Origin of the sequence: uncultured Kordia sp. (genome assembly GCF_947489565.1) — a bacterium.
Taxonomy (GTDB): Bacteria; Bacteroidota; Bacteroidia; order Flavobacteriales; family Flavobacteriaceae; genus Kordia.
The window spans coordinates 119,475-142,285 of the sequence record NZ_CANLEA010000002.1; the positions used below are offsets into that span (position 1 = coordinate 119,475).

Genomic DNA, 22,811 nt, shown 5'->3' on the forward strand with positions numbered 1-22,811 from the left:
ACTATGAAAAATTACATATTATTAGTGCTATTAGCACTACCTATATTTCTTGCTGGACAGACCGATTCAGAGAATTATATAAAAATCACAACTTATAAAAAAAAGACACAAGATGGAACAATAACAAACTCATTTGATGCTGTCGAAACCATTACTTATTATGATGGGCTAGGAAGACCGATTCAAGAAGTTGGTAAAAAAGCAGGTGGTCAAGGGCAAGATATAATAGTTCCTTTTACCTATGATGAATTTAGTAGAAAAACAAAGCAATATTTACCTTATGTCGATGTAAATCAAACTTTAAATACATCGTCATTAGATTATAGAGAAAATAGTGATTTACTAGATAACAATCTACTTTCTAGTTATTATTATGATAAATATAGTAATGATTTCAGTGATCTTCAAAACACCAATGCATATAGTGAAATAGGTTTTGAAAAATCTCCTTTAAATAGAGTTTTAAAACAATCTTTCCCTGGAGAAGATTGGAAAATTAGTAATAGTGGAGATGATCATACAGTAAAAATAAATTATAGAACAAATACTTTAGATGTAAATGACCCAAATAAAGATAATGTAAAGTTATTCAAAGTTTTTCACCCTTCTAATAATACAGAAATGACAATGATAACTATTGCTGGGTATTATGCAGAAGGAACTTTATACAAAACCATAACTAAAGATGAAAATTGGCAGTCTAACCAAGGTGCTTTTTTAGATAAAGACAATACAACCGAAGAATTTAAAAATAAGGCAGGACAAGTTCTTTTATCTCGTTCTTATAATCAAGGAGGGCAACACGACACATATTATATATATGATGATTTTGCGAATTTAACATATATAATTCCTCCTCTAGTAAATACAAGCGACGGAGTCTCTACAGATGAACTTAATAAACTTTGCTATCAATATAATTATGATTACAGAAACAGAATTATATCGAAAAAGCTTCCTGCCAAGGGAGAAGAGTTAATAGTTTATGATTTATTAGACCGTCCAGTCTTAACGCAAGATGCTAACTTAAGGCTAGAAAATAAATGGATTTTCACTAAATATGATGTATTTGGAAGAATTATCTATTCAGGGAAAATTACCTCTTCTTCTAACAGAGAGACATTACAAGAATTATTTAATGCAAATTCTTTAGTTTACGAAAGTCGTACAACAAATCCAATATCTATCGATGGATTAAATGTTTATTATTCAAACAATAATTTTCCAAACGACAATTCAGTTGAATTATTAAGTGTGAACTATTTTGATGATTACTTATGGAATCCACAAAATTCACTTGAAGCAAATTATAGCCTTACTTTTGAGGGAATTGAATTAGAAGATAATGTTATTTCTAAAACTGCTTCTAATGGCTGGAATAATGCAGGGTTTGTTACAGATGGTAAGATAGAAGGGGATGGTTATATTCAATTTACCGTTTCAGCAACTAATCAACGTAGTATGATTGGTCTCTCAGCAATTGATTCAGCAGAAGATAATCACTATAACACGATTGATTATGCTATCTATACAGGATATGGTACAGATAATCGAGTATATATTTATAATGAAGGAGTGTATGTATCTTCACCAGCTATTACCTTTGTATCAGGAGATACTTTTAAAGTAGAACGTTCAGGAAATCAAATATTATTTAAAAAGAATGATGAAGTATTCCATGCTATAGAAGTTTCCTATCAAGGTGTTCTCATCGGAGATGGTTCATTATTTCAAGAAGGTATGAAGATAAGTGATGTACATATTGGCTATTCATCACAAGGTCAAGCATTTGGAAACCCAAAAGGGTTACTAACTGGAAATATTCTTAAAATATTAACAACAGATAAGTGGACTACTTCTTTTTTATATTATGATAATAAAGGAAGAGAAATTCACAGCACATCAAAAAATGAATATTTAGATACGCAAGATGCTATGAGTACTTTACTAGATTTTACGGGAAAACCTATAAATAATAAGGCTACACATATAAAAGGGAAAAATATCCCTATTGTAACGGAAGATCAATTTATTTATGATAACATGTCCCGTCTTTTGTATCAAACTAAGCAAATTAACGGCTTTAATAAGGAATTAATTGCAAAGAACAACTACGATGAATTAGGTCAATTAATTAAAAAACAAGTAGGAGGATCATTACCTAGTCGTAATAGTTATGTTAATGTAAGTAATATTAGTGTTAATGGAAATGTTTTAGAAAAAATCTCTGAAAATGATTGGAATGGTGGACTTAATACTGCTGAGACAATTTCAGGTGATGGTTTTTTTAGTTTTACTCCACAACAAGTAAATAGAACCATTATCGCAGGATTATCAGATGTAGCAGGAAATAATAGCTATCAAAGTATCAAATATGCCATCTATGCTACTCCATCAGGAGAAATTCGATTATTTGATAACGGTAATTATCATTCTAATATTACAAGTTATACAGTTGGTGATGAGCTTAAAGTTGAGCGAAGAGGAACTCAAATTCACTATATAAAAAACGGTGAGACATTTTTTGTCTCAGCTACTATTGATAATGGACAACCATTATTAGGAGATGTAGCTCTATATTATTTAGGGACAAAAATAAAAAATGTAGTTTTAATAGATTTAGATAATGGACTTCAAGAAGTAGACTTCACCTACAATATCCGAGGATGGTTAAAAGGAATCAATACCAATGAGCAAAGCGATGATTTGTTTAGCTTTAATTTAACTTATAATAATATTACTGACCCCTCGAAAAAGCTATTTAATGGAAATATAAGTGGTGCTTCTTGGAAAACTAAAGGGCAAGATAATTCTATGAAAAACTATATATATGAATATGATGCACTAAATAGAATTAAGAGCGCTTTTGATAATACAGGAAACTATAATCTTGATCAACTGAATTATGATAAAAATGGAAATATTATTTCATTAAGAAGGACTGGTCCTCTTAATGAACAAGAAACAGATTTTGGAATAATGGACAACCTTTCATATGATTATCATGGTAATCAATTACTTAATGTTACAGATACTAATGCTATAGAATTTGGATTTAAAGATGGGAACATTCATACAAGTTTAGACCCTGAAAATGTGAACAATGATTATATGTATGACGAAAATGGAAATATTATTAAGGATAAAAATAAAGGAATTAATCTTATCACTTATAATCATTTAGACTTACCAGAACAAATAACGTTTGATAATAATAATACTATTACTTATATTTACGATGCTACTGGTGTAAAGTTAGAAAAACGTATAAATGATTATAGTTTATCAAGTATCCAAAGCACCTACTACATAGGTAAATATATTTATAATAAAGGAAGTGGATTAAGTTCTGAAAAACTTACTTTTTTTAACACTTCTGAAGGATATGTGGAGCCTATTTATGAGCTTTCTGGAGGAGAACCTTTAGGTAATGGGGTACAGGGAACAACGCCAATTGTTGAGACAATAACAGGATTTGATTTTACTTATCAATATAAAGATCATTTAGAAAATATTCGACTTTCATATCAAGACATGAATGGAGATGGATATATTGATCCTATATCTGAAATTAAGCAAGAAAATCATTATTATCCCTTTGGATTAAAACATAAAGGGTATAATGGTACAATAATTGGTAGAAATCATAATTATGCATATAACAACAAGGAAGTACAGAGTGAATTAGAACTTAACTTGATTGATTATGGAGCAAGAAACTATGATCCAAGTTTGGCAAGATGGGTAAATATTGACCCTTTAGCTGAAAATTATTTTAATACTAGCCCATATACTTATGTAGCCAATACGCCAATAGTAGCGTATGACCCTGATGGAAAGCGAATATCAATTCAAGGAAGTGAAGAGTATAGAAATAAGGTATTATTTCAGCTTGCCAAATTGGCAGCAACTTCTAAAACAGGTAATAAATTAGTAATGGATGCTATCAAGAGTGATAAATTATTAGTCATCGTAAATACAGAGTCATTTACTGAAAAGCAAATTAATCAACTTGATAGAACTGGTGGGGAAGGTGGACTCGGTGGAGTTGCCGAAGGCGAGTATAATGTTTTGGCATATGATGCTAACGGGTATAAAAAAGGATTTGATGCAAAAGACGGGCATTATGGAAAAAAATTGAAAAGAAGTTCATCTACAGATTTAGCGCACGAGATTGGACATTTTTTAGATCCTAATCCTTCAGGGAGTGTTGGAAAAAAATCCCCTAGTGGAAAGCGTTTTTTAAGTAGCATAAACTTTGGGTCTTCTGAGTTTTATGCGGTCGAAATGGAGAATAAAGTTAGACTAGAATTAGGGATGAAAGTGAGAACACATTTTGACGGTACTCTTGTATATGGAATGGAACTAAAAAAAGTAGATTGGGGGGGAAGAAAAGTAGGAGGACATTATTATAACCTAGTAAGAAAAAAGAATTATGCAGAATACTCTAAAAGTATCTTTCCTCAACATAGAATAGATGATATTTTTGATGATATTTATTCTGACGGAGTGTTGATAAAAGCCACGAATGGCTATTATTTTAGATGGAAAAAATTAGAACATACAACAAAAAAACCATTACCACAACAACAATTAATATTAGATGGAAAAAGATCGAATTAAAAAAATAATCGTAGTACTAACATGCTTCTTTTTTTTACAATGCGTAAAAAAAGATAATGTTAAAGACGTTTTGGAAGGAATAAATCTAAAAGAATGGGATAAATCTACATCAGATTTTGTATTAAATCAATGTAATTTAGATGATGCAACACTTAATTATAAAGATGGAGATATATCGTTATCAACTAAAATTGAAGGCGTAGAGATAACTAATCTTCAAGATCATATAAACTATTATTTATCAAAAAGAAAAAATCTTATAGATTATCTTAAATCTTCTGAGCCTCTATTAAAAAGACTGAAAGGAGAAGAATTAACTATTATAGAAATATATGGGAATGATTTTCAATTCATAATCTATAGTGATGAAATGGAAAAAATGTTTCGTTATGAATATGATAAACAGAAAAAAGTTTTCTTTTTTGAATTATTAGATAAAGCTACTTCTGGTGATTATTATCTAGGAAAAAGTTTTGAAGAAACATCATGTACAGGAAAGATTAATAGCATGCTCAAATATTTAACAATCTTCTCAACAATGAAGGTAAACGATGAAAATATTGAGTATCAAATAAAAAACGTACACTTAGAGTAAATATTATTTATTAATAAAAGGTGGGATTATCCCACCTTTTTCATTTTATGAAGTAACATATTTTTATTACTTATTCAATTATTTTCAACTCTTATTTTTCATAATAATACTGGTACGTGACGATTTCGGATCACTTCCTTCTTTACGTAACAATCGCTGATTGTTAAATAACGGACGACATTTGATATTGAATGCTGTATAACTAACTGCTTTCTCTTTATCATCCAATGTATCAATATACGCTTTGTAAAGTTCCTCGTTAGTCATGCTCTTTTTCTTGCTATTAAGCATAATATCAAAAGCTGTTGTAGCTACTGAATTCAATCCTTGTTTGGATTCTGACAAATCTAAATCAAGTGCTTCAAGTTTTTGAATTTGCTCATCACTTGCATATTTCATCATAGCAGTAGCATCTTTCTGATACTCTTTGATACGATTGGTAATTGTTCGTTTTTCTTCTTTGGCTTGTTCAATTTTTTCATCTGCTGTTTCTAGCAGTTTTTGATCATCGCTAATATTCTGTATTAGCGTGTCGATAATGTTGTGATTACTCATAATCATTAATTTTTAAAGGTTTATGTTTATTTTTTAAATAGGATAATTAGCCGTCAAGACTTCAATCTTGCGTTTCCGCTTTTTCTCATGTGCGCCATTACTTGCAACAAGTGGTTTATCAACCATCATCGTATGCCAACCATACTTCTTACTATATTCTTCAAGTATTTCAGAAGGGTATGAACTCAAAAGAAATTTTCCTTTGATGGCAGAAAGTGTGTCAAGAAGTTTGATAAAATCAGCTTTACTATATCCATCATAATGTCCCATGTCAGCGTTGTAATACGGTGGATCAACATAATGGAATGCATCATCGGTATCATAGGTTTCAATCACTTTACACGCATCGTTATTTTCAATTTGTGTATGCTCCAAGCGTTTGGAAATAGTTTCATCAAATCGAAGTTTCTTGTTCCGTACTGTTTTCAATCGCTTCCCATACTTATCAAATCCCCAACTTCCGATCTTGCACGCGAATCCCATATTCGTAGCGATATAGAATGCCCATGCTTGTTGTAATTTTTTAAACAAGTGTGGCATTCGATAGATCGTATGTGCTACGGTATAAGTTGCACGTGAGAAGAGTGTAGCTTCTACTTTTGCTTTGAGATTATCAAAATCAGATTTACACACTTCGAAGAAGTTGATGACCATATTATTGGTATCATTAATGATTTCTGATTGAGCAGGCTCTTTCGCAAAGAAAACGGCTCCACCACCGAAAAAACTTTCGGTATAAATAGTATGTTCGGGTATTAAAGGAAGTATTTTAGACAGCAACGTGATTTTGCCACCGTAATATGATATTGGGGTTTTCATAAAGGTTGATAGGGAAGGGCGAATAATAAGAGACTACATCAAGTTCTCGTCAGCGAGTGACACATAATCTTCTGATGTGATAATGATATGATCTAAGACTTTGATATCCATGATTTCGCCAGCAGAACAGAGCTTTTTCGTAATTGCTTTGTCTGCACTTGAAACTTTAAGTGTTCCCGACGGATGATTGTGTGCAACAATTATTGCTGTTGCATTTACTAAAAGGGCTAATTGAAAGATATTCTTTTTATCTACAGTTACCGAGGTAACACCTCCTTTTGCAATTTCTGCAAAAGCAAGTACACGATTCGCATTGGTTAAATAGATCGCCCAAAAGTGTTCTTGAAGATCAAGTATATTTGTATCAATAACGGAGCGTAAATAATCACTAGCATCTTTTGATTTCTTGATGGTAAACATATTGTTAAACGCTTGCCGTTTATAGACAACTCCTACGATAGCACTACTAAGTACTACCGTAGATGGTAAACTGTTTGGTTTCATATATGGAATTGTTTTGTGGATTACAAAATGGTGTCTGCACTAAAGGGAACTGATGGTTTACCGTCAATCATTAATCGCAGGTAAATAGAATAGTTAGCAAGGGAAGTGAAATCGGTAGTACTAAAGACAGGATAAAATTCTTTTGCCATTAAATTGGCATCAGTAATTCCTAGTCTAAAGCAAACTATTGTTCCAACATTTCCAAGCACACTATTACGTACTTCAATATTGAGTTGATGGAGAAATTGATTGGCAAGAATAAGTCCTATTTTGAATTTTCGGATTTGTGCGAGCATTTCTGCAATAAGTTCGGTACTCGATAGAATTTGAAACTCATCGATATACAGAAAATAGGGAACTCGTTGATGCTCTGGAATATCAATTCTAGAGAAGCAAGCAGATGCTAGGGAAGTCAGAAGTAATCCGCCAAGAATATTGGCAACATCGCTTCCAACGTGTCCTTTAGCCAGATTGATAATCAAAATTTGATTTGTATCTATGATTTTTCTGAGCGAAATCTGTTCATCATTTTCAACAAGAACTTTTTTGATGATTCGATGCGATAGTAATGCACCAATCTTATTCATGATTGGAAGCAGATCGTTTGGTTTGTATTTCGGAAATTCTTTTTCCCAAAACAGGAGAATCTCCTCTGATGTTATATGTTTAAGACATGAATTACGATATGACGTATCGTGTATGATTCTTAAAATATCTGATAGATTTGCTTTTGGCTGTTCGAGTAGAGAAAGTAAAATCATTCTTAGAATATGTTCCATTTTCATTCCCCAAGCGGATTTCCAATTGCGTTGGAATATTTCCAAAATATTAGAGGCAACAAGTGAACGTTTTGTAGCACTTACTTTCCTTAGCGGATTATATCCAAACAGAATTTCAGGATCAGTCACATCAAAATAGATGAGCTTTCTATCTGGAAAACGATCTTGAATACTGGCTACAATTTCTGTGGACGCATCGCCATGTAAATCTAAGAATGCAAAACCACGATGTGCTTCTGCATCTTGTACCATAAGTGTTTTTAGTAATGTCGTTTTTCCACTCCCACTTTTTCCAAAGCAGTAAAAATGTAACATTCTATCAGCTTGTCTGATGCCAAATAACTTTCCATCACTTCTAAAATTAGTTCTTGCGAAATAGCTGACACTGTTCAGTTCATTGAAAAAAGACATGAATTTGAAAAGAAGAATGAGTAATATATTGAATTGTGTTTGTCAATTTTCATGGACAAAAAAAGGAACTACTTGCTTTTTTTAAATGCTATGGTAATTTTTAGAAATGCTTGAAGGGCTTTTTTGCGTGCTAACTTATACCTATTATACCATATTTAGAATGCAGCAAAGTCCTCAGCGAAATTCTGTAGGGGGAGCATACAGTCCTTGCAAAAAAATCATTTATGAAATACACTATTAACCGTAACTTAAATACAAAGAAACCTCGTTGCCCGAAAGGGTCGTTTAAACTTTTTTAGTTTGAACTAAAGCAACAGCGCGTGTTTATTTATATTCTCTAAATCATAATCGGTTTAGGTTATATAAAAGACCCGCTAGATTGCTTTTGGCGGGTCTTTTATATATGAAGATTCAAAAATCAATAGAGATTCAAAATGCTATCTATTCTTATCTTGAGTGGAAACAAACTCACACAAGTGCAGCTTATACCTGTTATAAAATTAGACTAGAGCAATTTGCAGAATTTATACAACCAAAAACAAAACTCTCCGAAGTCAATGGAGATGACATTATTGCTTTTCATCGCAGTTTAGAAAATCATTACAGCTTAAACACCATTGCTTATTCCGCAAGAGTATTAAAAAACTTTTTCTGGTTTTGGCATGGTAGAGGATTTACAGCTTTCAATCCTAAAGAAATTATTCCAATACGATTTGTGAGTGCCGATAAAGATATTGTAACTCGTGAAGACTTAGAAGATATGAATAGTTTATTAGAATTAAATAATTTACCTGATTTACAAAAGAAGCTTGTATTGCATTTACTATGGGATACAGGAATGAGATTGAGCGAATTATTGGATATTAAAATTTCGGACATTAACAAACAGGGAAGCGATGGACTTCGAACGGCTAAAGTTCGGACAAGAAAAAGTATGCGCTATAACTTAGTAATTTGGGGAGCAGATACCAATGAACTTATCAACCGATATTTAGGAATTCGCTTGTGTATGGAAACCGATCATCAAAATTTACTGATCAATCCAAAAACTAAAAAATCTTTTACCCCTAGAAGCATTCAACGTTGGATTACTGAACTGTCAGACATGGCAATGCTTGATAAAACAATCACACCACATAGTTTTAGACATGGAAAAGCAAACTACATACTCGATCAAGGTGGAAGCGTAAGAGATGTTAGCGCATTGCTTCGCCATGTAAAACCTGAATCTAGTTTTCAATACATGCAACTCTCACAAAAACGATATGAAGATGTGGCTAGGAAATACCTCAATACGTTTAAAAACACATCGGAAATATCAACTTATTTTGAATCTGATAATCAACTGAAATTTCAGTTTTCATAAAAACAATCTTCACGATTGTTTTTTACTTGAACTTAGTTTATAATTAGGCTCAGTACTTTCAACTATGAATACAATACTTGCTTGATAAATGTTTTTACAAAGATTAATACTTTGTATTTAAGTTACATCTGTTATGTACTCGGTATTAGTTGACTCTCCACACAAGGGCACATAGCCCTTTAAAAAATAAAGATTTAACGTCGTAAAATACCGTTTATGCGACAGCCGTTTTGAATAGAAAAGTACTGTATGGGTTTATTCCCTAAGGTTGAGAGTACGTTAAAATTTAATTTAAAATGTCAAAATTTTATAATGTAGTCGTTAAAAAGGTAATTCCTAATAGCGCAGAAAAAGCTATTTATCACAAGGTAGGAACAGTAAAAATCACCAAAAACGGTGGTTGGTTTTTACAAATGTATCATCAGCCTCATACGGAGTTTATGATTTTCCCAAATCATAATGAAACCTTACCAGTGATTGAATTTACCGATCATGAAGCTTAACAATACTACCGCAGTTCCGAATGTGTTTTTCGATTTGCAAATGAGTCAGTTAAGTGGTTCTGCTATTCGTGTGTATTTAAAAATAGTTCGTAATACGATTGGTTGGCGTGATCCAAGTGGACGTATCAAAGGGCGTGATTGGATTGCACATTCTCAGTTTGAAAAAGTTGGACTATCCAATCGTAGCGTTACAAGCGCTATTGAAGAACTCCTTCAAAAACAACTCATTACCGTTACTGACTATATCGGCAATTCACTGAACAACCCTACAGAGCGTAAAAAATCAAAAAGAGTCTACTACTCCATTGTAGTGGATAACGTTGAAAAAATTGCGTTTCAGACCGAAAAAAATGACCAAAACAAACCGCAAGAATTGCGGACTACAAAAGAAACTTTTTTACAAAATTACAACGCAGAAAATGCAAACCCAGACCAAAGAAGAATTAAAGAAATACTAGAGCAAGAACAGCGTAAACAAATTCAAAGAGATAGCTGGGTATAATTTTATTTTTTGAGGTAGATAATTTCCTAAAGGAAATTATAAAAGCTTTCATCTATAAACCAGTAAAAAATCAAATAGACTTTCATAATTTATAAGATTATATATCTCTATAAATTGGACTTATATATTTCCAATCTCTTAGATATTTTAATTTACACAATATGTTTAAGTGATATGGATTCTCTGGTACATTTATTTTATCAGGCACAAGAGTTACTATCATTTGATCCAGATCCAACTCATTAATATTCTTTAAATAGTTGAATCCAAAAACTTTTTTAATGTCTATTTTTGACAACTTATAATACTTCTCTAAATTATAGATAGATTCAGGAATTATTTTGTTACTTGAAATTAATTTCTCTAATGATTCTATACAATTATCTACAAATATATTTTCCTCTTGCTTTGTTTTTCTTTTCTGATTAATTAAATTATTAAAAATAGATATGAAATTAAACCCTAAGTTTGGATCAATTGAAAAGTCTGGGTTTTCTAATCTAATCCTGTTTAAAAAACTTTCTAAAAAATCTGCATCAAAGTTCTCTTTCTTTGCAATATTCAAAATCAATTCAAAATAATCATTAGCCTCTGTTGAAAGAGCTACAAGTATAGCTAGTTCATTAGGTATCTTTTTAAGAGAAATATGATCATTAGTAATAACTGGTACTCCTTTTAGATACTCTGCGGTAAAATATTCTTGAATTGATTTATGTGCAAACTCATATTTATCCCTTCCTGATTTAATAAACAAGCCATTATGACTTTCTAATTCTTGTATTACTATGTCTCCTTCTTCCCTTGGCAAATTAAACCTGAGACATAAATCTAGATATGTTGAGCGAATTGTTGTAGATGAAAAGGAAGAAGAATAGTATTTCCTTGTTAAATAAAACGAAAGTTTACACAAAAATGATTTTTTCCTAGAGGGTAAAAATTTACTATATTTTGATTTCCTCTCAATATTTCTTTCGGTGTCCCACTCAAGTATAAGTAAGTCAACCACTTTACTGTATATTAAATTAGGAGTATCTGGAATGTGTTTAGGTAGCGATTTATCAAAAATTATAAGTAAATGACTTAATGTCAATGGTCTACGTGCTGTATCTAAATATGTTGACAGAAATAGTTGACTTAGAAATATCTTACTTTCATCTTCATCTCTTAACCAAGAATGTGTAAACTCTTTTATTTGCTCATCATCAAGTTCTGAAATTTCAAATTTTTTAGAATTAGTAACCGTATAGGGAAACTCTACAGTTCTTGAAGTGAGAATAAATCTAGTATTTTTTAATTTTCTAGATAAACTTTCGATCTCATTTACAATTTTATCCTTATCAGAGTATGGGTACTCATCAAAACCATCAAGTATAAGTAAGGCTTCTAGAGTATCTAACGCTTCAGCTATTTTATTTTCAAGTATATAATTATTCCTTTCGTTAAAATTTTCAGCTCCATTAAAACCTAGTATTTTGTATAATTTTTCATAGATACCCTCCGTTTTTTTGAGAAAATTATCTCCATATAATTTAAGTTCTCTAAATCTAATAACTATTGGAATGCTAAATTTATGTGGACAAAACTTTTCATCAGTCATTAACTTAAAAGCGATATACTTAATTGATGTCGTTTTTCCTGCTCCTGGTTGCCCCAATATTATAATATTCTTATCTGTTTCATTTAAGTGATCTTTGAATAATATTTTTAATGGAGATTCAGAATGTCCTTCCATTTGTTCCCTTCTAGGAGTCAAATAGTAATTTAAATGTACATAAGAGTTTTCAATTTTTTTTGATGATTCAATTGTATTAATATTGATTTCTCTTGACCACTTTGTAGTCTCTTCCACATGTATATTTAATGATTTTAAAAGACTTTTTCTTGTAAACTTAACTTTAATATTTTCTTCTGAAAATGCTTTCGCCACTTTCTTATAAATTTCGTCTAAGGCTTTGGTTATAAAGTATTCTTTTAACATAAATTGAAATATTGAAAGTTATTACCCCTAAATATAATAAAATTACTTCTTTACAATTACGGGAAACCACATTGATTATAAGAAAGTATATTCTTATATTTATGAAAAATATAAGTAAGTGATCAAAAATAAAAAGAGATTACTACTCATCTTTTCACCTCTCTTATTCCAACTTATTTTAGAAAAGGATAAAAATTAGAGTTTCAAAAAAATATAAATCCAAAAGTAAGATTATGAATATTTTATTTTCTTCATTACATCATGTTGACAATTCAAATAGCTCTGTAAGATCAATCAGTATAACTTTAAGTAGTACACTTATAGATTATACCAATAAACTATTCAAACAAATAAATGAAAGTGAAAATAAAAAGATATATACTTTCAAAAGTGATAAAACTGAAGTTAGACAGGTTATTGAAAATGTTATTAACAATAAAGAGAGAAATGACTCTGTCGAATTGAGTGCTAGTAGATTACTTGAAAAAGAAACCAAAGCACAAGAATGGATGGATAGTAGAAAAATGAAAGTAAAGATTCTTAAGGGTAGTTTATTTCAAACCCTGATAGAGATTGATGGTGAAAAAAAGGTGATAATTTGTAAAGCAGATCATAATCAATACTTAGATGAAAACTCTTTGTCATTAAGAAGTGGCTTACCTTGGGACAAGAAAATATTTAAAGCCGCATTAATTCATATTAATAATGATAATAGCATATTTGAGGAAGTCGATATATTAGATGTTAATCATTCTAAATATTGGTATGATGATTTTCTTGAGTTAAGAGAAAAGCACAATAGCAGCTATAATACTCAACAATCAATGAACAAGATAGATATTAGAGTTTTTAATAATATCAAAAAAAAATATCCATCTGATTATTGGATTCTGAGAAACAGTTTTATTGGCTTTTTTAGATCAAAATCTAATTTCGAGATAGAAGATTTCATATCAACACTCTTAGATGATTACTACCCAGTTGATATTGAATTCCCAAAAGATTCAATTGTAAATAAAATAAGAGCTTTACCTAAACAATTTGATTTTGATAGCTCTTTTTCAATTTCTAAAAAAGATATAAAGAAAAGAGCTTCTAGAAAAGTCAAAATAGCAGAGAATATTGATTTACACTTGAAAAACCATATTAAAAACTTTAAAGGAATTATACATTCTGGTAAAACAGATAGTGGTCAAATGTTTATTCAGGTTTTTACTGAGGAAGAATCCGTTTATGAACAATTCAAAAGAAGAGCAGATTGAAAAATATTGTCAATATAATAAATGATTTTTTTTCAGATCAAGCAGAAAATATTGAAATAGTAGAGAGGTTTGAAAAATTTATTATAAAAGGAATTTTAAAATCTAATAAACCCATTTTAGAAGAAAATGAAAAATGTCTTCTAAATTATCTTATTCCAAAAAATGATCGATGGGTGTTAATGATTTTCTTAAATGATGAAGATCCTTTGTTTGAAACTCATAATGAAATCTCTGATGACTTCAAATTTCATTATAAAGATGTGTACCCAATTGAAGATGATAAATTAGCTTTTAAATTAATTATACAAAAAGAAAATAATAATGGTAATTACAATATCTATAGCCTAAAACATTTTGAAAGCTGGTTAAATAATTTATCATCAATATCTTTTTTAAAAGTAATTAACCCAATTATAAAGAAAAATTTATTTGTCAATTTTATTTTTTTAGAAAGGTCTGACATAACTATTATTTCAGAGAGAGTTAGAGTTAATGACTCCATATTTAAACGTCAAAAATTGTCGAATAATTGGGAATATTTTCATTTTGATAATAATAAAGATTACCCATATAGAGGGAATGATTTTATAAGTATTCAAAAAAACACTAAAGATTTTCCTCCCTTAACTTCAAAACTGATAAATCTAAGCAATCTATTTTCTATAACCAGTCTATTTGATGTTACATACATAGATAATGATGAATTAGTTTTTCAGTTACATGGATTTAAGCATCTAAAAGGGAGTGTGAAAATTGGCACCTTAGATGAAACATATTCTTTGTATACAAAGATCAATAATTGGATATACTCAACCAATAGTAATATTTCAGATAAAATAGGATTAGCAAGAAATATTATTTCTCTTTATAAAAGAGATAATTCTCTTGAAATTGATGATAATGTCTATGAGTCTATACTTTCTGGTTATAAAATTTATTTAAAAGATAATATATCTAAATATATTGAAATCAGAACTAAGCTAAGTGATGATATTAATAAAATTTTGTTAGAGACAAGAGAGTCTCTCAATGAACTCTCATCCAATTATCAAAAAAGCAACTTTTTATATATTTCATTTTTTATGTCAGTATTTATATTACGTATGTTAAATAAAAATGATTTTCAAAATATTTTCACGAAAGATGCCACTGTCATGTTTCTATCTTTACTCGCAATCTCCTTTATATACCTTATATATTCTATTTGGTTAGTTTTTTCTAAAAGAAATAGAATTGAAAAAAGATATGAGTTGTTAAAAACAAAGAATACTGATTTATTAACCAAAACAGATATTTCAAAAATCTTAAATAATGATAGTGAATTTAATGATGAACTTAAATATACTGACATTAGAATAGTTGTATTTATAATCTTATGGATAGTAACCATGATAGTTTTTTATATAGCTGTCTCACAATTATCTAACTATATATAATAAGATAAAGATGCTCTTTTATTTACAATAACTATTAAATTTTTTAATACTATAAATTACATGATCAATTTTCAAAAACGAATAAAAAAGTCTAAAAAACCTAAAGAATTACATCCAGTAAAAATTTATGATACTCTTGATCGCGCCAGTGATAAAGGTCCTCTGAGACCCTCTCAACTTGAAGTATTAAATAAATGGAATGATACATACAAAAGTTTAGGGGATTGCGTAATCAAATTACATACTGGTCAAGGAAAAACTATAATTGGATTATTAATACTTCAATCAAAATTAAATGAGGTTAATGAACCTTCATTATATATCTGTCCCAATATATATCTTGTAAAACAAACATGTGCTCAAGCAAAACAATTTGGTGTTGAATATTGTGTAATTGAACCCGATGGAAATATTCCTGATGACTTCATTAATGCTAAAAAAATATTAATAACACATACTCAAAAAGTATTTAATGGATTAACTAAATTTGGATTTAAAGGAAAAGCTATACCCGTTGGAACTATAGTTTTAGATGATTCTCACTCCTGTATTGATAGTATTGAAGATAGCTTCACAATAAAAATAAAATCTGAAACTCCTGTATATGATAAAATTTTTGCATTATTTGAAGCTAATTTAGAAGATCAAGGTTATGCGAAATTACAAGAAGTTAAAGAGGGAAGTAGTGAAAACGTTATCAGTGTTCCCTATTGGGTTTGGAATGAAAGATATACAGACGTTACAGAGATTTTAGTAAGTCACAAAAATGATCTAGATCAAAATGGTAGTAATATGTATTATTACTTCTTTCCGTGGCGACTAATTAAAGATCAGATAGAAAATTGCTATTGTACTTTTACAGGATCAAGTTTAGAAATTAAACCTTATCATAATCCAATAGAAAAATATGGTAGTTTTTTTAATGCAAAGCATCGAGTTTTTATGTCAGCCACTACTAATAATGATTCTTTTTTTATAAAAGGATTAAGTCTAGCTAAAGAAACTATTGAAAATCCATTAGTCTATAATGATAAACTTTGGTCTGGTGAAAAAATGATTCTTTCACCATATAAAATAGATAGTGATCTAAGTAGATTTGGTATTGTTAATTTTTTTGCTCCTTCTGATGAAAAAAGAAAATATGGGATTGTTGTATTGACATCTGGATTTAAAAAGAGCAATTATTGGGAAGAATTGGGTTCTATAAAAATAAATACACATAATATTTTTGACGAAATAGGTAAACTTAAAAATGGAAATTATGAAAATACTTTAGTTATTGCAAATAGATATGATGGAATTGACCTGCCTGATAATAGTTGCAGAGTTTTAATTATTGATTCAAAACCTTATGCAGAAAATCTATATGAGAGATACCAAGAAGATGTGCGAATGGATAGTGATCTAATAGATATCAAAATTGCTCAAAAGATTGAACAAGGATTAGGTCGCGGTGTAAGAGGTGAAAAAGATTATTGTGTAATTATTTTAACTGGTAATGATATTATTCGTGTTATTTCAGATCCAAGATATAAACGGTTTTTCTCTGAAGAAACAAAAAAGCAAATTGATATTGGAACTCAAGTTACTAAATTTGCAGTTGAAGATGCTGATTCTGCCGATTCATTAAAAGTTTTACAAAAAGTAATAGATCAATGTTTAGAACGAAATGATGGATGGAAAGAATACTACAAAAGTGAAATGAATGAAATAAAACCTCGAATAAAAGTTGATAACATTTTAGATATTCTAGAGAAAGAGAGGAGAGCTGAAGAAAAATATAGTCAAGGTGAATACGAAGAAGCTGTAAAAGAAATCCAGTTCATACTAGACAACTATATTGACCCTTCTAATAGAACTGAAAGAGGGTGGTATTTACAACAAATGGCTAGATTCAAATACAATATTAGTGTCTCTAAATCGAATAAATTTCAAATACAAGCTCATAAGAATAATAAGTACTTGTATAAACCGAGCCAAGGAATGGATTTCAAGAGGTTAGAAATACATGAAAATAGGGTGCAAAAAATAATTGAATGGATTAAAAAATATGAAAATTATGAAGAATTATCAATTAGTCTTAATACTATTTTAAATGATATTTCTTTCGGTGTTAAAGCTGATACATTTGAACATGCATTAGAGCAACTTGGTAAGATTCTAGGGTTTAATAGTGAACGCCCAGAAAAATATTGGAAAGAAGGACCTGATAATTTATGGTGTATAGAACATGGTAAATACATTCTTTTTGAATGCAAAAATGATGTAAAAGAAAATCGTGCAGAAATATACAAAAAAGAGACTGGGCAAATGAACAACTCACAAGTATGGTTTAGAAGAAAATATGAAGAATCTGAATGTTTATCAGTGATGATAATCAACACTAGAATGGTTTCTAATGATGCATCTCTTGATCCAGAAACAGTTGTTATGAGAAAATCAAAATTAAAGTTTTTGAAAAAAAATATTGAAAAGTTTTTTAAAGAATTTATTAATTCAAATTTAGAAAGCATTGATCATACTAATGTATCAATACTGCTAGAGCAACATAAATTATCTAATAAACACTTGTTTGAAGAATATTATCAAAAGGTTTTGCATAAAAACTAGTATGAATTAGGAGAGCAAATACAATCAATATTTGCTCTCCTTTATAATAGCAAAGTGTAATTATCTATCTCCCCAACATCAAAATCTCATTCACCAATACCTCAGTCACATATTTAGTTTCTCCATCTTCAGTTTCATAAGATCGGTTTGTTAGTTTTCCTTCAATAGCAATTTCTTTTCCTTTCAATAAATACTTCTCTACAATTTCTGCTGTTTTGTTCCAGGCAATCAACGAATGCCAGTAGGTGTTTTCAATCTTATCTCCCTGTGCATTTTTGTATGTTTCGTTTGTTGCAATAGAAAATTTTGCAATCTTTTTACCATCTTCTAAATTGATAATTTCTGGGTCATTTCCTAAATTTCCGATTAACTGTACTTTGTTTCTTAATGTGTTCATAATGTTATGTTTTAAATTGTTATTGTTTCTGTTACTGGATCAAATCCAAAGAATGTTTTTATTTTTTGTTTGTTTATATAATTCGGTATTGTTGCGTTTCGCTCCCATTTGTCTATCGTAGACTTATATACTTCTAGTTCCATCGCAAGTTCTACTTGTGTGTATCCATAATCCATTCGCGCTTGCTTGAAGTAGTCGCCGTAAGTAACTGGAGCAATTGGATAGCCTTTTTTAGGCGGCGCTTTGGCAGTTAATTCGAGGGTACAAATGGTCAACGCAGTTGTGCCAATACGTATTTTCAATTTTATCGCCTTCTGCATTTTTATATGTTTCGTTGGTTGCGATAGAAAACTTTGCAATTTTTTTACCATCTTCCAAATTGATAATTTCTGGATCGTTTCCTAAATTTCCGATTAACTGTACTCTGTTTCTAAGCGTGTTCATAACTATGATGATGTTTTAAATTATTATTTTGTTTTGTGACGGAATCGTTATTGTGATTCAACAGTGCAAATATGAAACGACACGCAAATTTTATTCGGTTACAACGGCATCTATATACCAAATGGGACAAGAACCGAATATTAACTAAAATTTGAAATTCATATTTGCGGTTGACAAAGTTAGTTTTGGAGAGTGAAGAACCTTGAAAAAACGTGCGTTTTCTACTGCAACTATAGAAATAAGTAAACATTAACCAACTCGTAAGATATTTCATTATATTGTTATCTTTGAATCAAAGACCAATACCATGAACATACGCTTACCAAAAGACGAGAATATAAATATCGCAAACGGAGAAGACATAGCGCGAATCATGCGCAAGATACTTTTACGCCAAAACAGGTTGCACCCAAAGAAAGATTATTTTTGGGCGATCGGTTTGAGTGCGGAAAATGATATTGAATACATCGAACTCATATCTTTCGGAAAAATAAGCCTTGATAAAATAGAACCTGTAGATGTTCTAAGCTTCGCAGTATCAAAAAAGTGTACTAAGATCGTAATTTGTCACAATAAGCCAGTAGGCAAGATTAAACCAAGCAGAAGCGCGCAGAAACTCACCTATAAAATTCTACAAGGCGCAAAGACTCTCAATATATTACTACTCGATCACATCATTATATGTGAAGAAAAAGAATATTTCAGCTTCGGGGATAGTAAAAGCTTTCCTAAAGATGGGGATTTTTAGTAGTAATATAAAACTACCTCTTATTTTCTTAAGCATCTATTTTAGTAACTAACAGCAAGGCGGGCTTATTAAGATAAGTACTACACAATAATGCATTACAACGATTAAATAATGAATTTTAACGATAAGTTGTATTTCTGTTTTTTTAAAGACAACCTAGACACCGCAAGAGGTTATATCATGTTTGTACAAGTAGCTTATGTGTTTACCTCTAATATGCCTCGATTTATCTTTGTGTAATTCGATTTTTAGTTCTATATTTGTATAAATAAAAAAAGGACACTTCCATCACCAAACAGAGAGTATCCAATTTTATCGAAAAAGACTTATTAAGCAAAAGCTTAATCGCCTTATTGTATAACAAATATAAAGAAAAAAAGTCATGTCAACAAATTCTAACAAAATAATAATTGACGCCCTTATCGAAAAGAAAGAGCGACTTTTAGCTGATATTAAAACTATAGACGAAACTTTAAAATCTTTAGATTCTAATAGTGTAAAATCAGAAGTAGCACCTGTTAAAAATATATCTAAAACTGAATATAATTCTAAATGGAGTTATTCAAAGAAATTCGTGTTCTTATTAAAGGAGAACAATAGATTTTTACATTTTAGAGAAGCTGGTAATATGATAAACAGTTTAGAGAATACAGGATTAACAGATGCAGAATTAGCATCTAAGCTGTCTTCGGGAACTCAAACTTTAAAGACTTCAAATACTATTGTAAAGCATCAAGTAGGCACAAATCAAAAGAATTGTTTTTGGGGAAGACCAAATTGGCTAAATGAAGACGGTTCGATTAAAAAAGAGCATTTATATAATTCTGACTACTTATCGACTAAGATTTCGACGGGTTCAGAACTATTTGATGATATGTAAAAAAAAATAAAGCACTCGAATCGAGTGCTTAAATATACTATCAAGGCTTGCACCATTAGCAAGTATCAGACGGGACAGCACCAACATATATGTTTTCTCAATGTAAGCATTCTCATTAAGGCACACTTTAGAGGATTACCGTCGACAATAAAAGGGGAGTAAGTTTTGAAAGGCTGCTCCCTTTTTTCATTTGACAAAGTTACAAAAGTTTTTGTAAATAGTACTTTTTATCATCGTTATTTGACAATAATACAATATTTTTCAGCTTAAACTGCCTATAATAATAGTCGTAATTCCTTGCTTCTTTTTCAATCTTAGCCAGTTCTTCTACAAACAATTTTAAATTCGTTTCAAAAACTACCACTTTGTTATCCACGATAGCAACATACAGACTCTTTAAATCTCTAATCATTCAACAAATATAAAATAATACGTACATATTTGCAAATTTATTTGTTTTTACAAAATAATACGTATATATTTGTATATATAAATCAATAAGCCATGAATTTCAAATCATTACCACAGTTACTAGACTATTTCCGAGAAGAAAAAACGTGTATTGAGTACTACGAAAAAATTCGATGGAACGGCAAGCCAGTGTGTCCGCATTGCGATAGTGAGAAAGTATACAAGACAAATAGAGGGTACAGATGTGCAAATAAAGAATGTCAAAAGAAATTCACGGTAAAAGTTGGTACTATCTTTGAAAACTCTAAATTACCTTTTAGAATTTGGTTTGCGGCTATCTACTTGGCAACCACACACAAAAAAGGTATCAGCTCTGTACAATTAGCAATTGATTTAGGAATTACACAGAAAACAGCTTGGTTTGTATTACACCGCATCCGCGAAATGCTAAAAGATAAATCTCCGCAAATGTTAGGCGAAAACAATATGGTAGAAGTTGACGAAGCGTATATCGGTGGTAAGGAAAAGAATAAACATATTAGTAAAAGACGATCTTTAGAGGATAAAAACGTTACAAACGAGGGTAAACCATATAAAGAGAAGAAAATAATAGTAGGACTTATTGAGCGTAACGGAAACGTAGTTTTAAAACACGTTCCGAAAGCAGATGCAAATAATATGGTAGCATTTATAAATAAACACGTTCCCGCAGGTTCTACGGTTTATTCAGATGAAGCAAAGGTTTATAGTAAATTGCATAAAACCTATACACACGACAACGTTAAGCATTCACTTAATATTTATGTTGATGGAAATGTACACACCAACACGATAGAAAACTTTTGGAGTGTTTTAAAGCGCGGTTTATACGGAATCTATCACCAAGTAAGTGATAAACACGTAAGCCGTTATTTAGATGAATACGCGGCACGTTTCAATACGAGAACATTATCAAGTCAAGAAAGATTCGATAAGTTTCTAGTAGATAGCGAAAGTGTGTTGACTTATAATGAATTGACACAGGCAGACTTGTAAAAGGTCTGCTTTGTGTTTTAATCTTTGTGGTCTTTTGGTTCTGCTGGGTCGTCAACTTCTTCTCCTGTTGTTTCACTTGGTGGAGGGTCTAATGAAGCGTGTTCGTTTTCGGGTTCATTTACTTCTAACCTTGTACAGGAAACAAAAAATAAGGATATAACAAACAGTAAGATCGTAATTTTGTAATTTAATTTCATAATAATAGTTTTATGAGTCAGTAAGTTAGTGAATATTCAAAAAAAAAGTCCCCATTTCTGGGGAACGTTTTGATTCTATTTAGATATTTTAATTGTCCTTTTTATTCATAAGCTCTCGTATTAACAATATTAACGCAATCAATGCGCATAAAAAATTCATAATTTGTACTAACGCGTCTATAGTTTTCATTTGTGTTTAGAGTTTTGATTAATATTCAATAGTGAGTTTTTCACTTCAATTTTGAACATTTACTCTTTTGTTTACGCGCCTATAATTTAATTCACTTCATACATTTGATTTAATGATTTGAACTATATGTATGTCGAAAACACAAAATGTTACAGTTTTTGCTTACAAATATTTAATTTCAGTTGAATTTACTAACTTTGAACCATGAACAAAGACAAAGAAAAAAACAAGGAAGTCGAAAAGAACGACGAGCCTTTAAAAATAGATGGAACTTTTGACGATGTACTAAAAGTTTCAGTTCCGAAGCCTAAAAGCAAGGAATAAACTCTTACATATCAGTTTTGGCTGTATAGTTAGGATGGCTGTTTTGGAATCAATAAACAGGTATTAACGTATGTAATACGATCTTTAACATTAAAATTTACTTTGAATTTATCCGCTACGGTGTATAGGATTTTGAGCCTATGAAGTAAATATATTTCTATTCAAAAAAAGCGAATTCCCGCTTAATATTATCACTCTTTTTTATCTTGTCCCATTTGGTATATAGATGCCGTTACAACGCG

19 protein-coding genes and 1 pseudogene are annotated in these 22,811 nt (G+C 30.3%); 11 read left to right on the plus strand and 9 right to left on the minus strand.

Annotated elements, in window-relative coordinates:
* The first annotated feature begins 3 nt into the window (after nt 1-3).
* Both Q0845_RS03235 and Q0845_RS03240 read left to right on the plus strand, forming a co-directional pair.
* Nucleotides 4-4,623 carry a DUF6443 domain-containing protein gene (locus Q0845_RS03235; protein WP_298509092.1) on the plus strand — a complete coding sequence of 1,540 codons (4,620 nt, stop codon included), beginning with the start codon at nt 4-6 and terminating at the stop codon, nt 4,621-4,623.
* On the plus strand, nt 4,604-5,218 hold the full coding sequence (locus tag Q0845_RS03240; protein ID WP_298509094.1) for a hypothetical protein: 615 nt from the start codon (nt 4,604-4,606) through the stop codon (nt 5,216-5,218). Before Q0845_RS03235 ends, Q0845_RS03240 begins: the two co-directional genes overlap by 20 nt.
* Before the next feature lie 84 nt (nt 5,219-5,302).
* On the opposite strand, the gene Q0845_RS03245 is transcribed toward Q0845_RS03240, so the two are convergent.
* From Q0845_RS03245 to Q0845_RS03260, 4 genes are read right to left on the minus strand one after another with little or no spacing between them, the layout of a single operon-like run.
* Entirely contained in the window at nt 5,303-5,773 is a 471-nt protein-coding gene (locus Q0845_RS03245; protein ID WP_298509097.1) for a hypothetical protein, read from the minus strand.
* A 33-nt stretch (nt 5,774-5,806) separates the two neighbouring features.
* Nucleotides 5,807-6,592 (minus strand): DNA adenine methylase, encoded by a 786-nt coding sequence (locus Q0845_RS03250; RefSeq protein ID WP_298509099.1) that lies wholly within the window; start codon nt 6,590-6,592, stop codon nt 5,807-5,809.
* A 33-nt stretch (nt 6,593-6,625) separates the two neighbouring features.
* Nucleotides 6,626-7,096 (minus strand): RadC family protein, encoded by a 471-nt coding sequence (locus Q0845_RS03255; protein ID WP_298509103.1) that lies wholly within the window; start codon nt 7,094-7,096, stop codon nt 6,626-6,628.
* 20 nt (nt 7,097-7,116) lie between these two features.
* Complete coding sequence (locus Q0845_RS03260) at nt 7,117-8,286, minus strand: type IV secretory system conjugative DNA transfer family protein (RefSeq protein ID WP_298509106.1); 1,170 nt, start codon at nt 8,284-8,286, stop codon at nt 7,117-7,119.
* 403 nt (nt 8,287-8,689) lie between these two features.
* On the opposite strand from Q0845_RS03260, the gene Q0845_RS03265 reads away from it, so the two are divergent.
* The 3 genes from Q0845_RS03265 (at nt 8,690) to Q0845_RS03275 (ending at nt 10,657) form a co-directional block, all read left to right on the plus strand.
* A complete protein-coding gene (locus tag Q0845_RS03265; RefSeq protein ID WP_298509109.1) occupies nt 8,690-9,652 on the plus strand; it encodes a tyrosine-type recombinase/integrase in 963 nt (320 codons plus the stop codon).
* A 296-nt stretch (nt 9,653-9,948) separates the two neighbouring features.
* Nucleotides 9,949-10,155, plus strand: a complete 207-nt coding sequence (locus Q0845_RS03270) for a hypothetical protein (RefSeq protein ID WP_298509112.1) — start codon at nt 9,949-9,951, stop codon at nt 10,153-10,155.
* On the plus strand, nt 10,145-10,657 hold the full coding sequence (locus tag Q0845_RS03275; RefSeq protein ID WP_298509114.1) for a hypothetical protein: 513 nt from the start codon (nt 10,145-10,147) through the stop codon (nt 10,655-10,657). Before Q0845_RS03270 ends, Q0845_RS03275 begins: the two co-directional genes overlap by 11 nt.
* A gap of 97 nt (nt 10,658-10,754) precedes the next feature.
* Here the strand turns inward: Q0845_RS03275 and Q0845_RS03280 are convergent, their stop codons facing one another.
* Complete coding sequence (locus tag Q0845_RS03280) at nt 10,755-12,635, minus strand: NACHT domain-containing NTPase (RefSeq protein ID WP_298509117.1); 1,881 nt, start codon at nt 12,633-12,635, stop codon at nt 10,755-10,757.
* 233 nt (nt 12,636-12,868) lie between these two features.
* Here Q0845_RS03280 and Q0845_RS03285 point away from each other — a divergent pair, with 233 nt between their 5' ends.
* The 3 genes from Q0845_RS03285 to Q0845_RS03295 are packed head-to-tail and all read left to right on the plus strand — an operon-like array spanning nt 12,869 to nt 17,943.
* Nucleotides 12,869-13,897 (plus strand): hypothetical protein, encoded by a 1,029-nt coding sequence (locus Q0845_RS03285; protein WP_298509120.1) that lies wholly within the window; start codon nt 12,869-12,871, stop codon nt 13,895-13,897.
* On the plus strand, nt 13,894-15,333 hold the full coding sequence (locus Q0845_RS03290; protein ID WP_298509122.1) for a hypothetical protein: 1,440 nt from the start codon (nt 13,894-13,896) through the stop codon (nt 15,331-15,333). Before Q0845_RS03285 ends, Q0845_RS03290 begins: the two co-directional genes overlap by 4 nt.
* A 60-nt stretch (nt 15,334-15,393) precedes the next feature.
* Nucleotides 15,394-17,943: a DEAD/DEAH box helicase family protein gene (locus Q0845_RS03295; protein WP_298509125.1), complete on the plus strand. Its 2,550-nt coding sequence runs from the start codon at nt 15,394-15,396 to the stop codon at nt 17,941-17,943.
* Nucleotides 17,944-18,007: 64 nt separating this feature from the next.
* Here Q0845_RS03295 and Q0845_RS03300 read toward each other — a convergent pair whose 3' ends face one another.
* The 3 genes and pseudogenes from Q0845_RS03300 to Q0845_RS03310 all read right to left on the minus strand — a co-directional run.
* Nucleotides 18,008-18,340, minus strand: coding sequence for a single-stranded DNA-binding protein (locus Q0845_RS03300; protein ID WP_298509127.1), 333 nt, complete (start codon nt 18,338-18,340; stop codon nt 18,008-18,010).
* A gap of 11 nt (nt 18,341-18,351) precedes the next feature.
* Nucleotides 18,352-18,660: a helix-turn-helix domain-containing protein gene (locus Q0845_RS27885; protein ID WP_367180640.1), complete on the minus strand. Its 309-nt coding sequence runs from the start codon at nt 18,658-18,660 to the stop codon at nt 18,352-18,354.
* Nucleotides 18,620-18,784 (minus strand): annotated as a pseudogene (locus tag Q0845_RS03310) (single-stranded DNA-binding protein); the annotation flags it as partial. The gene Q0845_RS27885 and the pseudogene Q0845_RS03310, both read right to left, overlap by 41 nt.
* A 307-nt stretch (nt 18,785-19,091) precedes the next feature.
* Between Q0845_RS03310 and Q0845_RS03315 the strand changes: the two are divergent.
* From Q0845_RS03315 to Q0845_RS03325, 3 genes are all read left to right on the plus strand, one after another.
* Entirely contained in the window at nt 19,092-19,532 is a 441-nt protein-coding gene (locus tag Q0845_RS03315; RefSeq protein WP_298509130.1) for a JAB domain-containing protein, read from the plus strand.
* A 382-nt stretch (nt 19,533-19,914) separates the two neighbouring features.
* Complete coding sequence (locus Q0845_RS03320) at nt 19,915-20,412, plus strand: hypothetical protein (RefSeq protein ID WP_298509133.1); 498 nt, start codon at nt 19,915-19,917, stop codon at nt 20,410-20,412.
* 504 nt (nt 20,413-20,916) lie between these two features.
* Nucleotides 20,917-21,858, plus strand: a complete 942-nt coding sequence (locus Q0845_RS03325; RefSeq protein WP_298509136.1) for an IS1595 family transposase — start codon at nt 20,917-20,919, stop codon at nt 21,856-21,858.
* Nucleotides 21,859-21,875: 17 nt separating this feature from the next.
* On the opposite strand, the gene Q0845_RS03330 is transcribed toward Q0845_RS03325, so the two are convergent.
* Entirely contained in the window at nt 21,876-22,055 is a 180-nt protein-coding gene (locus Q0845_RS03330; RefSeq protein WP_298509138.1) for a hypothetical protein, read from the minus strand.
* Between the last annotated feature and the right edge of the window lie 756 nt (nt 22,056-22,811).

Excerpts from the sequence above, each read along its gene's own strand:
- Q0845_RS03235 (WP_298509092.1), top strand. The coding sequence starts at position 4 with ATGAAAAATTACATATTATTAGTGCTATTAGCACTACCTATATTTCTT.
- Q0845_RS03240 (WP_298509094.1), top strand. The coding sequence starts at position 4,604 with ATGGAAAAAGATCGAATTAAAAAAATAATCGTAGTACTAACATGCTTC.
- Q0845_RS03245 (WP_298509097.1), bottom strand. The coding sequence starts at position 5,773 with ATGAGTAATCACAACATTATCGACACGCTAATACAGAATATTAGCGAT.
- Q0845_RS03250 (WP_298509099.1), bottom strand. The coding sequence starts at position 6,592 with ATGAAAACCCCAATATCATATTACGGTGGCAAAATCACGTTGCTGTCT.
- Q0845_RS03255 (WP_298509103.1), bottom strand. The coding sequence starts at position 7,096 with ATGAAACCAAACAGTTTACCATCTACGGTAGTACTTAGTAGTGCTATC.
- Q0845_RS03260 (WP_298509106.1), bottom strand. The coding sequence starts at position 8,286 with ATGTCTTTTTTCAATGAACTGAACAGTGTCAGCTATTTCGCAAGAACT.
- Q0845_RS03265 (WP_298509109.1), top strand. The coding sequence starts at position 8,690 with ATGAAGATTCAAAAATCAATAGAGATTCAAAATGCTATCTATTCTTAT.
- Q0845_RS03270 (WP_298509112.1), top strand. The coding sequence starts at position 9,949 with ATGTCAAAATTTTATAATGTAGTCGTTAAAAAGGTAATTCCTAATAGC.
- Q0845_RS03275 (WP_298509114.1), top strand. The coding sequence starts at position 10,145 with ATGAAGCTTAACAATACTACCGCAGTTCCGAATGTGTTTTTCGATTTG.
- Q0845_RS03280 (WP_298509117.1), bottom strand. The coding sequence starts at position 12,635 with ATGTTAAAAGAATACTTTATAACCAAAGCCTTAGACGAAATTTATAAG.
- Q0845_RS03285 (WP_298509120.1), top strand. The coding sequence starts at position 12,869 with ATGAATATTTTATTTTCTTCATTACATCATGTTGACAATTCAAATAGC.
- Q0845_RS03295 (WP_298509125.1), top strand. The coding sequence starts at position 15,394 with ATGATCAATTTTCAAAAACGAATAAAAAAGTCTAAAAAACCTAAAGAA.
- Q0845_RS03300 (WP_298509127.1), bottom strand. The coding sequence starts at position 18,340 with ATGAACACATTAAGAAACAAAGTACAGTTAATCGGAAATTTAGGAAAT.
- Q0845_RS27885 (WP_367180640.1), bottom strand. The coding sequence starts at position 18,660 with ATGCAGAAGGCGATAAAATTGAAAATACGTATTGGCACAACTGCGTTG.
- Q0845_RS03315 (WP_298509130.1), top strand. The coding sequence starts at position 19,092 with ATGAACATACGCTTACCAAAAGACGAGAATATAAATATCGCAAACGGA.
- Q0845_RS03320 (WP_298509133.1), top strand. The coding sequence starts at position 19,915 with ATGTCAACAAATTCTAACAAAATAATAATTGACGCCCTTATCGAAAAG.
- Q0845_RS03325 (WP_298509136.1), top strand. The coding sequence starts at position 20,917 with ATGAATTTCAAATCATTACCACAGTTACTAGACTATTTCCGAGAAGAA.
- Q0845_RS03330 (WP_298509138.1), bottom strand. The coding sequence starts at position 22,055 with ATGAAATTAAATTACAAAATTACGATCTTACTGTTTGTTATATCCTTA.